14 protein-coding genes are annotated in these 12268 nt (G+C 47.7%); all 14 read left to right on the forward strand.

Annotation, left to right across the window (positions count from 1 at the left end; translation table 11 throughout):
- The first annotated feature begins 1 nt into the window (after nucleotide 1).
- A complete protein-coding gene (locus tag ACLPHM_RS02735) occupies nucleotides 2-352 on the forward strand; it encodes a VirB3 family type IV secretion system protein (RefSeq protein WP_430219743.1) in 351 nt (116 codons plus the stop codon).
- Nucleotides 353-356: 4 nt separating this feature from the next.
- Nucleotides 357-2795 (forward strand): VirB4 family type IV secretion/conjugal transfer ATPase, encoded by a 2439-nt coding sequence (locus ACLPHM_RS02740; RefSeq protein ID WP_430219744.1) that lies wholly within the window; start codon nucleotides 357-359, stop codon nucleotides 2793-2795.
- Nucleotides 2792-3193 (forward strand): hypothetical protein, encoded by a 402-nt coding sequence (locus tag ACLPHM_RS02745; RefSeq protein WP_430219745.1) that lies wholly within the window; start codon nucleotides 2792-2794, stop codon nucleotides 3191-3193. Before ACLPHM_RS02740 ends, ACLPHM_RS02745 begins: the two co-directional genes overlap by 4 nt.
- Nucleotides 3194-3215: 22 nt before the next feature.
- Nucleotides 3216-3569, forward strand: coding sequence for a hypothetical protein (locus ACLPHM_RS02750; protein WP_430219746.1), 354 nt, complete (start codon nucleotides 3216-3218; stop codon nucleotides 3567-3569).
- A 63-nt stretch (nucleotides 3570-3632) separates the two neighbouring features.
- On the forward strand, nucleotides 3633-4304 hold the full coding sequence (locus tag ACLPHM_RS02755) for a TrbJ/VirB5 family protein (RefSeq protein ID WP_430219747.1): 672 nt from the start codon (nucleotides 3633-3635) through the stop codon (nucleotides 4302-4304).
- Nucleotides 4305-4374: 70 nt separating this feature from the next.
- Nucleotides 4375-5241 (forward strand): TrbL/VirB6 family protein, encoded by an 867-nt coding sequence (locus ACLPHM_RS02760; RefSeq protein ID WP_430219748.1) that lies wholly within the window; start codon nucleotides 4375-4377, stop codon nucleotides 5239-5241.
- 186 nt (nucleotides 5242-5427) lie between these two features.
- The gene (locus ACLPHM_RS02765) at nucleotides 5428-6117 is read left to right on the forward strand and encodes a VirB8 family type IV secretion system protein (protein ID WP_430219749.1); all 690 of its coding nucleotides are present in this window, start codon (nucleotides 5428-5430) and stop codon (nucleotides 6115-6117) included.
- Between the two features lie 20 nt (nucleotides 6118-6137).
- Nucleotides 6138-6995 (forward strand): TrbG/VirB9 family P-type conjugative transfer protein, encoded by an 858-nt coding sequence (locus ACLPHM_RS02770; protein ID WP_430219750.1) that lies wholly within the window; start codon nucleotides 6138-6140, stop codon nucleotides 6993-6995.
- A complete protein-coding gene (gene virB10 / locus ACLPHM_RS02775; protein WP_430219751.1) occupies nucleotides 6992-8089 on the forward strand; it encodes a type IV secretion system protein VirB10 in 1098 nt (365 codons plus the stop codon). Before ACLPHM_RS02770 ends, virB10 begins: the two co-directional genes overlap by 4 nt.
- Nucleotides 8090-8132: 43 nt before the next feature.
- The gene (gene virB11, locus ACLPHM_RS02780) at nucleotides 8133-9140 is read left to right on the forward strand and encodes a P-type DNA transfer ATPase VirB11 (RefSeq protein WP_430219752.1); all 1008 of its coding nucleotides are present in this window, start codon (nucleotides 8133-8135) and stop codon (nucleotides 9138-9140) included.
- An 11-nt stretch (nucleotides 9141-9151) separates the two neighbouring features.
- Nucleotides 9152-9424, forward strand: coding sequence for a hypothetical protein (locus tag ACLPHM_RS02785; protein ID WP_430219753.1), 273 nt, complete (start codon nucleotides 9152-9154; stop codon nucleotides 9422-9424).
- Between the two features lie 81 nt (nucleotides 9425-9505).
- Nucleotides 9506-10453, forward strand: a complete 948-nt coding sequence (locus ACLPHM_RS02790) for a hypothetical protein (protein WP_430219754.1) — start codon at nucleotides 9506-9508, stop codon at nucleotides 10451-10453.
- Entirely contained in the window at nucleotides 10453-11814 is a 1362-nt protein-coding gene (gene dnaB, locus ACLPHM_RS02795; protein ID WP_430219755.1) for a replicative DNA helicase, read from the forward strand. Before ACLPHM_RS02790 ends, dnaB begins: the two co-directional genes overlap by 1 nt.
- Nucleotides 11815-11824: 10 nt before the next feature.
- The gene (locus tag ACLPHM_RS02800; RefSeq protein ID WP_430219756.1) at nucleotides 11825-12244 is read left to right on the forward strand and encodes a hypothetical protein; all 420 of its coding nucleotides are present in this window, start codon (nucleotides 11825-11827) and stop codon (nucleotides 12242-12244) included.
- Nucleotides 12245-12268 lie beyond the last annotated feature (24 nt).

Raw genomic sequence — 12268 nt, forward strand, 5'->3', positions numbered from 1 at the left:
TATGGCGGAAACACACCAAGAGGAGGTGAAACAAACACCTCATCATTACCCAGTCTTCAAAGGGTTAGGCCGTAAGCCTACTTACTTTGGGATACCTACAGTCTGGTTCTTGGGCACGTTCATGGTCGTTGCTGTTTCGGCCATGCTCTTTGGTTTGATCCTGTGGGGCAGTCTTATCGTAATACTGCCCATCTTAGCGATCATTACCAAGACAGATGACCGCGCTCTTGAAGTCTGGCTGCTAGAAATCAAAACTCGCTGGCGCAACCGAAATAAGAAATTTTGGGGAGGTTCCAGCTACACACCACTCAATCATCCCAAGCGCCGGCCTTGGCGCAAATTCTTGGAGTAAGCACATGAGCACTCTGGCTTTGAAGGAAAGGTCAGTCTCTCGTTACGTGCCATATAAATATCATGTCACTGATCAGATCATTGCTTGCAATGACAATGAGTACATGGCCGTAATAAAAGTTGGTGGCCGTTCAGCCGACGCCGCTGATTTAGCAGAGCAGGACAAATGGATTAAAGCGGTACATAACATTTTGCGCGGCTTGCCTTTGGGCAAGCTCGGGCTGTATTCCCATACCGTGCATCGAGAGGTTAGCGAGTATCCAGAAAGCGAATTTCCTCAGAAGTTTGCTACGAAGTTTGATCAACAGTATCGAGCGACGTTTCAACGTGACTCGCTCATGATTAACGAACTCTATCTAACCTTATTAATACACCCAGTCGAAGATCCAATATTGGGCGCGGTTGCCTCACTTGAGAAAGCGGATGCAAAGCGCATAGAGGCATGGCAGAAAGAGTCGATCGAAGATTTAGAGTCTGCCTTGCGAGCAATTACAGCGGGCCTTACGCGTTATGACGTAGAAGTGCTCGGTATAGCAGACAGGAAAGGCTACGCTTTTAGTGAACCTGCCGAATTTTTGGCCTTCTTGTTGACGGGGCAGCGAATGCAGATACCGGTTACACGTGGTTATCTGAATGAGTCTATTGCTTTGGCTCGCCCTGTGTTTGCTAAATATGGGCCATTGGGTGAGTTACGCAGCATGGAGGGTAATAGGCTCTTTGGGATGCTTGAGTTTACGGATTTGCCTAAAGAGGTGAAACCTGGGCATTTAGATGCGCTTATGTCTGTAAAGGCCGAGTTTGTGTTATCCCAATCATGGGGTTCATTTACTAGTGGCAATGCAAAAGTTTTGACGAAGCGGCATGGTCGGCTTTTGCGTGACTCAAACGACGACTCACCAGGGCAGCTCAAGCAACTGGCGCAATTAGTCGAAGAGCTAAATGCCGGTGAAATTGGCCTTGGTGATCACCACGCAACACTGTTGGTTTATGGTGAGGATCAAGAAAAACTGGTGCGTTCGATGTCCAATATTCGCGCTCTTTTGGCAGAGCAGGGGATTATTGCCAAAGACTTGGAGAAAGGGCTGGAGGCTGGTTTTTGGGCGCAGTTACCGGCGAACTGGAGCTGGCGTACAAGGCCAATTCCAATCACCAGTTATAACTTTTTGTGCCTCAGTAGCTTTCACAACCAGCTAACCGGCAAAGCGACTGGGAACCCTTGGGGGCCTGCTGTCAGCATGTTTAAAACAAAAACAGGCAGTCCATATTTCTTCAACTATCACGTTTCCTTGGATGAGGTCGATGAAACGGGTAAGCGGCGAGCAGGGAACACAATGATTATCGGGCAAACCGGTACGGGTAAAACGGTTTTGCAAGGTGTACTGCTTACGCAGGCTCAGAAGTTCGGAGCAACCGCAATCGTCTACGATAAAGATGAGGGGATGCATGTTCTGATTCTCGCGTTAGGTGGTCGTTACTTCACGCTACGTTACGGCGAATCAACGGGGTGGCAGCCTCTCCAAATGGAGCCGACTGAGCGAAATGTAGCGTTCATGAAGCGATGGGTTGCTTCTCTCGCAGAACACCGAGGGGAGAAGCTAAACACAACACAAAGCAGAGAGATCTCAACGGCAATTGATCAGCTTACACAGCATATTGATCTACATAATCGCAATTTATCTACGTTGAATACCTTGCTGCCTAATCCTATGGGCGCTTCAACCATTTCAGTACACGAGCGCTTGATTCCGTGGTGCCGTGGGGGGGAATATGGTTGGGTTTTCGATAATGACGAAGATCGTCTAAATCTAAATGCATCCCAAGACCATAACCCCATTTTTGGTTTTGACCTGACTGAGCTACTAGACGATGACACAGTGCGATCGGCTGCAACGCTATACCTGAAACACCGCATTGATGAGTTACATGATGGTAGGCGAATCATTAACTTAACTGATGAGTGTCAACATCCCTTGAAAGATGAGCATTTCCAAAAGTCTATGCAGGATGATGCTCGGACTATTCGTAAAAAGAATGGAGTGATGGCGTTGTCTACGCAGGAACCGGAAGCGATTGCCGATAACCCTGTAGGTCCATCTCTAATTCAGCAGTCTGCAACGTTGATATTTTTACCGAATCCGAAAGCGGTAAAGGAAACGTATATCAATAAATTTCACCTAACCGAAGCTGAGTTTAAGTTAGTAGAAGAACTAGGTGAGTTCTCTCGTCAGTTCGTCATAAAACAAGGTGCAAACGTCGCTGTAGCCGAAATGAATCTGAGCGATTGCCAAGATGCATTGCTAGTGTTTTCTGGAAGTTCAGACATGGCCCAGCTAGCTAAGCAAGCGATTGCCGAGGTGGGGGATAATCCCGACGACTGGCTGCCCATCTATTTAAGTAAAGCCCGTTCAGCAATACAACCTGAGTTACAAGAGGAGTTGCTATGAGTGATTCAACGCAAGCAATCGAGCGCGCCAAGAAAGCAGTTTTAGAGCTGCAAGCAACATCACGCGAGCGCGATCAACAAACTCTGGAACACTTAAATGGAGACGATGTTTCGGAAATTAGGGAGGCTGCTCGTCAGGCTAAAGACCTGCCTAAAAATTATGAGTCAAATCGCGAAGCCCTTACGCTCTATCGCGATGCTTTGCGGGATGCACAAAAAGACGCAGCACATCAGCGTTTGGCAGGCAACCACGAAGCAGCAGGGCCGACAGTGCAAGCCTTTGACTCACAGATCGCAAAGGCATCTGTGGCAATTCAAGCAGCGAACCTATCCCTACATCACCAGAAAGCCGCATTGCAGAAATCTGCAGGACGTACTGAAATAGGGGTGGGCAAGTAAAACACTTTTCATAGGAAATCTAATGATTAAAAAGCTGTTTCTTTCGCTGGCCATGCTAGCAAGTCTGGTTCTTGCTGGATGCTCAGACAAGAATGAGCCATTTCTAGGGTATTGGCATCAAGACACTGATAAACGACCCATAACGCTGCATATCAAACCCGACGGGGATAACGTCATGGTGCGTATTAACCAACTGATTTTTGGTAATTACGTCAAACATAATGAATTGGGTAGGGTTGCAGATAAAGACGTTTTGTCGATTGCAGATCGTATTCAAGTCCGTTTTGAAGATGGGCAGCTTGTCGATGTTGATAATAGCTCTACCCGTTTCAAACGAATTACAGAGGCACAGTACGAAGAAATTACAAACCAGTAGTACTCATTTTTACTTGCCCAAGCAATGGCGCTTTATGCGCCATTTCTTTTGCCCGGAGAAAACATGAAAAAACTCTTTATGGTGTTATTGCTCTCATTGGGAGTGTCCTCTGCTTCAGTCGCATCAGGCATTCCCACTTTAGATATCAATTCGGTCAGTCAACTAAATGCATTACTAGACCAATTGGAAACTGCCAAGATGCAGCTACGCAATGCCGAAACACAACTCAAAGCTCTTACTGAGTCATCGGGGTTTGGCTACGTCGTAAACAATCCCAATGTGCGCGACGCTATGCGTAGAACATTGCCTAGCGAGGCTCGCAACTTGCTAGATCGCTTAGGCACTCAGAACGCAGCAGTAGCAGAGTCTGTGCAATCCAGTACTAATGAAGTGAATGCCCCAGTTCTCAATTTCCAAGAGGAAACCAAGAAACTGAGAGAGCGTTCACTTCAGATTGCAGCGACTAAGAAAGCATTTGCCGAGGAGTCGTATCAAGCGATTTCTGATCAGCTCGATGTGTTGGATGACCTACAAGGGAAAATCAATGCGACAAACAACCCAAAGGAAATAGCGGAGCTACAAGCACAGATTGCAGTGGAGCAAGCCAACCTTACTGCCACTCAAACACGTATGGAGCTAGCTGCAAAACAGTTTGAGGCTGAGGAACAGCTCCTAGAGGCCCGAAGCGAGCGCGTCTATAGCGGGTGGTTTGGTGGTAGCCGCTTAACTGAGTGAGACTGTTATGGCTTTTAATCAAAGTAGAGTCACATCTCCTACCGATACTAATCGAATAGGGGAGTGGTTGATGACTCAAGTTGACACTGTGCTTGAGTCAGCCATTGCAGCACCAATCCAACAGCTAGCCACAGCTTTGGCTCCAATTATCGTCGTGGCGCTTTCACTTCAGTTCCTTGCGTATGCCTTTGCACTTATGCGTGGGCAAGGAAATATGAGTTTGACAGAGTTTTTCTGGAAAGCGGGACGCGTAGCAATCATTGCATCAATCGCTACTGCTGGAGGTATGTATCAAACGGATATCTCAAGCGTGATGCTTTCTTTACCCGACGATCTAGCTGGAGTTATAGCCGGTGGCCAAACGCTTACAGCACAAATAGACACGCTTAGGATTGACACAGAAGTCGCGACAATGGTGCTAGAGAAAACAGAGGGCAACTGGTATCCAAGTAGTAAAAATATTTTAGTTTCTATCTACGCAGGTTATCTGAGCCTAATGACTGCTTTAGTCGGTGCTGGCGTTGCGGTTCTGATGGTTGTGGTCAAAGTGGGTATGGCTTTAATCGTAGCTGTTGGGCCAATTTTTATTGCGGCACTGGTGTTTGATCGCACTGAGCGGATGTTTGATGCGTGGGTTTCTCAGGCATTGAATTTTGTCTTTTTAGCACTCCTGGTTGGCTTGGTGTTTGCCGTATTCGTGCAGCTCAATATCGCCTATATGCGGATGTTAATTGATCTTCTAACAGAGGGATCAGTGCAGCTTTTGACCTTGCTTGGCGGCTACTTCTTAGTGGCAGTAGCAACGCTAGTCATCATGGTCTTTATTCCTGGCATAGCACATGGTCTATCAGGCGGTTTTGGTGCTCAGCTTGGAGTCGGAGCAACTGGCCGTGGTGCTTTCAACGCTATACGTTTTCAACGTTTCTTGAAAATGTAATTCCTTTTTTTTCTTTTTGCCCGCTAAGCATTAGCGTCAGCGGGTAGGAGGTCTTATGCGAAAAATTCTGTCTTTAATCATGTTGGTGGCTGTAACAGGTTGCGCTTTTACTCCACCAGCTCCACCACAACCCGCTGAGTCACCGCGTGTGCCTGTGAATGCCTCAGCCCCTCTAGGGAGTCCCGTATGAGCACAGAAAAATTAGAAACTGTTGATGTAGCCGCCGAGCTAGAGAAAAATCGCGGCTTAGAGCGTGATTACACTGCTGAACTGATTGCAAGCCGCAAAACTGCATGGCGAGTGACAGGTACGATGGCTGTGATTGCTGTGGCGGCTGTTGCTGCCGTTATGGGGCTTACTCCCCTTAAACAACCCCCTGAAATGTATGCTGTACGTGTTGATAACACCACTGGTGCAATTGAACACGTAAGTACCTTGGGTGAACCGCTAGATAGCTATGGCGAAAGAGTAGATAAGTATTTTCTCAATAGCTATATCCGAAATTGTGAAAGCTATAACTGGTACACCATTCAAGAGCAGTTTGATACATGCGCTCTGCTTTCATCACCACCAATCCAGACGCGATATGGTAAGCGCTATGAGGGAGCAAATGCTCCCACTCAGCGACTAGGTACGTTGGGTAATATTGAGGTCAAGGTGCACTCAATTTCGTTAGGTGAAAATAACACTGCTGCCATCCGGTTCACTACTACCGAAACTGAAGCTACAACAGGGCGCGTTGATCAAGAACGCCACCGCATCGCTACGCTCGCTTACCAATACGCCAACGTGCCTTTAACTGAAGAAGTCTTACGGCGCAATCCTCTAGGGTTTCAGGTCATTCATTACGAGCTGGCCGAAGATCTCTCCCGCTAATCAAATCTGAAGGAATTTCCATGAATCGCATTGTCCGTGGGGCAGTGGCGATGGCATTCGCGTGCGCGTTTGCCTCACCAGCCCTCGCATTAGACCTCCCGAAAGCGTCGCGAGCAGACCACCGCGTACGTTACGTGAATTACGAACCATCCAACGTTATTCAGCTTGATGCTGTTATTGGCGTGGCAACTTTGATTGTGTTGGAGCCAGACGAAATATACGAATTTCATGTGTTTGGGGATAGCGAAGCCTACGACTTCACGCACTATGAAAACAATTTGTTTTTCAAACCAATGGTTGAATTAGCAGACACGAACCTGATCGTTATTACAAACAAGCGCAACTACACGTTCCGCTTGACCTATCACAGCGATCGAAGTGCTAAAGCACTCTACAAACTGCAAATGCGTTATCCAGATAGCGAAATTCTGCAAGCTAGGGAGCAGCAGCGAGAAGTAGCACTTCAAACGGCGTTCAACAGCGTTGGCCTGCCTGTGAATTGGCAGAGCTATAGCATGTCAGGAAACATGGAGTTAGCGCCTGTACACGCTTGGGATGACGGCTCACAAACGTGGTTTCAATTCCCTAGAGGCGCTGAAATTCCAGTGATCTACCGTGTTTCACCAGATGGGCAAGAGGTTCTGACCAATTACCACATGGCAGATAGTCGCACTATGGTGCTTCACCGCACAGCAGCACGCTGGCATATCCGTTTGGGTGGGCTGGTATTAGCCATCTATAACGATGGTTTTGGTAGTACACCTGTAGCCCCAAGTACAGGTACGGCATCGCCATCAGTCCAGCGAGTAGTAACGGGAGCAGAGCAGCAGCGCCTGCCGGTCGTCCCATCAACGGTCGTGCGTGAGGTAATCCAATGAGTGAGCAACAAACACTAAATAACGAATTAAATGGGCCGGCTAATTTCGGAAACACAAAACGTCCAATGCCTAGAGGCGCTAGAGGTTTTTTGCTTTTGTCGGCGTTAATTGCCGTAGTTGTAATCTTCGTGGTGCTTTGGCGATCCTTTGGCGCGAGTGAAGCTCCAATAATTGACGATGAAGAACCCACCAAAAGCGGCATTTTCCATACACTGAAATTGCCTGAAATTAACCGAGCGATGCCGCAGCAGCAGCCAGCGCCAGAGCCTGTTAGTTTCCGCGAGCCTGAAGAAGTAATGTTGCCTGTCGTGCTCGGGTTAGATCAGCAAGGAGCATTGCCTTTGAACGATGTGGCCCAGCGTCGTTTACGAAGCCCATTAAACCCGACAGAGAGCAATAATGCGGCAAGCGGCTCCAATCAAACGCCTGCACAGCAACCCCAGTACGGCGATGCTGGCCCACTGGCAGATAAGCTCAGACCCCTAGAGCTGCAACCATCCGTAGCAGGTCAGCTCGGTGATCGGAATTTCTTGATCACGCAGGGAACGATGATTGATTGTGTGATGCAAACCAAACTGGTTACAGCTCAAGCGGGCATGTTGACGTGCTCAGCAACACAAGACGTTATGAGTGCTAATGGCAAGGTGGTATTAATTGATGCTGGCACGAAGTTCACAGGCTACCAAAGTGGCGGGATTACGCAAGGACAAGTTCGTGCGTTCATCACATGGAATCGACTGGAAACGCCACAGGGTGTCATCTTAAATCTTGGTTCACCAGGCACAGGTGCGCTCGGCGAGGCAGGGGTAGATGGCGCGATTGATCATCACTTTTGGGATCGTTTTGGCAATGCCATTTTGCTGAGTCTCGTTGGCGATTTGGGCGACTGGGCGGCAAACCAAGGCAATCGTGGTGATAACAATATTCGGTTCTCCAATACGAGTGATGGTGCTCAAGAGATCATCGCTAAAGTGCTGGAGCACTCACTGGATATTCCTCCAACACTCTATAAAAACCAAGGCGAGCGAGTAGGTATTATGGTTGCTCGCGATTTGGATTTTAGTAAGGTGTACTCCCTAAAAACTGCTTACTAAGCGAAGCGGCCTACGTGAGTGGGCCGCTGCCGTTGAGGTTTTTATGACTAAAGTCGCTACACCAGTACCCTTTGATCGAGGGGTTGCTGTTCGCACTTTCTCAAGGCCGTTAGAGCCTTTTCTCGCGAACCCTGATGTGACAGAGATCGCGATTGTTAGACCCTACTACTTGTATACAAAAGAGTTGGGAAACTGGATCGAGCATGAATGCCCAGCGCTTTCTTTGCACTTCCTAAACTCCCTAGCCAATGCTCTAACCGTTTTCAATGGCTTAGGCACAAGTCCTATTTCATCAGTGATTTTCCCTGATGGTGAGCGCGGACAGATCGTTCAGGCACCAGCGATTTTAGATGGCAGCATTGCTATGAATATTCGCAAACACGCACAGGTCGTGAAAACACTAGAAGAGCTGACACAAGAAAATGCGTTCTGCGAAGTCGTGGACAGTCATTCACTGGTCAATGCAGAGGGTTTGACTGAGATTGATTCCAAACTGCTCAAATTGAAAAACGAAAAACGCTATGCCGAATTTCTTCACGAGGCAGTGTTAGCGCGGCGCAATATTGTCGTCAGTGGCCCGACCGGATCAGGAAAAACGACCTTTGCACGTGCGCTTATAGAACGTGTACCAACGCATGAGCGCTTAATCACTATTGAAGACGTGCACGAGTTAAAGCTGCCTCAGCATCGCAATGTGGTGCATATGCTCTATGGCAGGTCAGAGGGGAGGGTAAAGCCCGCTGATTGTATTGAGGCGTGTATGCGCCTATCGCCTGATCGAATATTTCTAGCTGAACTGCGCGATAGCGCTGCTTGGGATTACCTAGTCGCGCTAAATACTGGGCATCCTGGCTCAATTACGACTGCACACTCAAATGGTGGTTTTGAAACCTATGACCGCCTTGCTGTGCTGGTGAAACAGTCGGAGAGCGGGGGACAGCTAGACCTCGATACGATCAACCGTTTTCTACGTCAAACGGTTGATATTGTTTTGTATTTTGAACGCTACAAGCTGCGGGAAGTTTTCTTTGATCCCATTCGCAAGCGGTAAAGGAAAAGGGTATGGCAGAACTACACAACGGCATCGGGTATGCGATTCAATCGTATCTAGTGATGCAAAAAATCTATGACAACGAACTCGCCAAAGGAGCCGCACCAGCAGAAATTGTCGCTGCTATTGATGCAGGCTACCCGTGGGAACGCCGTGGCACGAGTCACCGCTATAGGCGTTGGCTAGATGCTCGTCGGGAGTTTTTCGAGGATTACCACTTGCCTGGTTTACGGCCTATAGAGCGCCTATCAGAAACGATAAAAAGATTGAATCTCAGCAGCTAAACACAAGATTCTTTCTCCATAGATACAGCAAGCCGTCTGCACCCCAACGAGGTGTAGGCGGCTTTTTTTGAGGTTTTCAACATGACGTCCATTGCCAGAAACACAAACACGTTGCTCATTGATGAGCACCCATTACAAGTTCAACCATCTTTAGCGGTTGCAGTAGGACTCAATGAGGCTATTTTTTTGCAGCAGTTGCATTTCTGGTTGGGTATTGCCCTGAAAAGTAAAACAGGTCGTGAGCGTGGCGGCAGACTCTGGTGCTACAAAAAGTTTGAAGAATGGCAAGCAGAAAACTTTCCTTTTTGGAGTGTTTCAACCATCAAGAGACTGGTTAACAAGTTAGAGAAAGACGGGTTGATATTGGTAGAGAAGTTCGATAGCGGTCGGCACATCCAAACTAATTTCTACACGATCAGTTATGAGAAATTGGAAGAAATAACAGCCGGAAACCCGCATGAATCCTCAGAGGGTCAAGATGATACTATCGAGGATGGCAATTTGAACCCATCGAAAGAGTCAGATTGCGACGATGGAAAGGATCAGAATGAGCCACTGTATGAAGGTGTCAAATTGACACCCTCCAGTGGGCCAGAATGCGACGATGTACTAAGAGAACATAGACTACTTACAGAGACTACTACAGAGACTACTACAGAGACTACAGGGGCAAGTGTTAGCAGCAGTAGTTGTCCTGTTCAAGAAATCGTCAATCTCTATCACAAACATATGCCTGAGAATCCCGTAGTCCAAATTTTGGATGAAGAACGGATTGATGCGATCACGAGACGTTGGCAGGAAGCATCGCAGCTGAGCATGCAACCGTTTGCAAACTATTCAACGGTAGATTCAGGACTAGATGCTTGGGCAGAGTTTTTCAAAATTTGTGCAGCGTCCGATTTTCTTACTGGCAAAGTAACTCCTCCATTTGGGCGCACAGCTCCATTCTTAGCCGATTTTGATTTCCTCATGTCACAGAAAGGATTCAAAGGCTGCATTGAAAATAAATATCACAGGAGGGCTGCGTAATGTTGTCTCCGCAAGGTATGGATGCCGAGCAAGCAGTGCTAGGCGCTGTACTTCTCGACAGTCGAGTGTGGCCAGAAGTAGAAACCAGTGTGCAAGCAACGGATTTTCATTTACCGCTGCACCGAGAAATATTCACGGCGATAAGCGGTTTGTTTCTGGATGACCAGGCGGTTGATGTGGTCACACTATGGGATGTTCTACGTAGAAAAGGTCACTCTCAAAAAACGTTGCAGTATCTGAACAGCATATGCCAAAACACACCAAGCGCTGCCAACGTGTTGAGTTATGCAAAAACGGTAGGCAATAACCGTCTTCGTAGGGATGTTGAGCAACTGGGGCAAGCATTCATCACACAAGCAGGGCAAAGCAAAGACACCACAGAATTGCTTGAGTACGTGACAAAAGAGGCGATGGCCCTAGCTGCCAGTAGTCCTGATCAGCATGAAGTCAGAAGCATTGGTGCTTTACTCCCCAGTTTGATGGATATGTTGGATCAGCGTTTAGATGCTGGTGGCATTCTTGGTGTGGCTACTGGTTACTCAGAGCTTGATGAATTGCTGTCTGGTTTACATGACGGTGATCTAGTAATTATTGCTGGTCGCCCCAGTATGGGAAAAACCACTCTGGCAGTGAATATTGCTGAAAACGTCACAAGCGACTTAGAGAAAGTCGCGCTTGTCGTCAATTTGGAAATGACGGCAATACAGCTAACAGAACGATCGCTATCACGTTATGCAGAGGTCAATACCAATGCTTTGCGTACAGGCCAGCTCAGTTCAAGTGACTTCACAAAAATGGCGCAAGCCTTAAAAACACTGCAAGACCAAAAACTCATCATTGCTGACGACCCCGCTTTGGCTTCACCTAACCGTCTCCGGTTAGAAGCCAGAAAGGTTAAGCAAACGCATGGCCGTTTGGATTTGATCGTCATTGACTATCTTCAGCTCATGTCTGGAGTAGGTAATACGCGCAATGATGAATTAGGGGGGATCACCCGCCTCTTAAAACTCTTAGCAAAAGAGTTGGGTTGCCCAATAGTCTTGCTGTCGCAGCTTTCTAGAGAGGTGGAAAAGCGCAACGACAAGCGGCCTGTCTTAAGCGATTTGAGAGAGTCCGGTGCGATTGAGCAAGATGCAGATGTGGTCATGATGGTTTACAGGGATGAGTATTACAACCCTGATTCGCTATGGCGTGGCTATGCAGAGGTTCTGGTACGCAAACAGCGTATGGGGGCTTTGGGCGTAGCGTATTTAGGCTTCGAGGGGCATTACTCCAGATTTGTACCTGTAAGCGCGGCAGAGGTGGCGAGAGTTAAAGCAGACATGGGGTCTACCAATCGTTCACATGGGTTTGTTCGCTAGAGGAACGTGTATGAGTAATAACGCTATTAATCCATTTCAAGACTTTTTATCCACTGCTGAACCATCAGCATCAACAGCAGCAAAGCTGCGCATGCTACTTCCGATTATTGAAAACCGTCTTTTAGCAGGCGCTACCTACGCCGCTGTGGTGACTGATTTAAATAGCGCAGGGCTAGAGATTTCTATTGGTGTGTTCCGTTCGACATTGAGTCGTATACGAATAAAAAATGGTGCTCGTCATCAGACTGCGGCACCAGCACCAGCAAGCACAAATTCAACACAGGCTGCTTCACATAGGCAGCCAGCGGCTTTGCCACCGCCTAAGCGCATTGAGACTCCCGCAGATTTACGTCAATTACGTGATGAGGAAATTGATCTCGATGCCTTGAGGCAACAGCGACGTGAGTCGCAACGTTCTCAACGTAAGTAGTAATCACCACTTTTTTATCTGAAG

The organism is Paenalcaligenes sp. Me131, assembly GCF_050487225.1.
In the GTDB taxonomy this organism is placed as follows: domain Bacteria; phylum Pseudomonadota; class Gammaproteobacteria; order Burkholderiales; family Burkholderiaceae_B; genus Paenalcaligenes.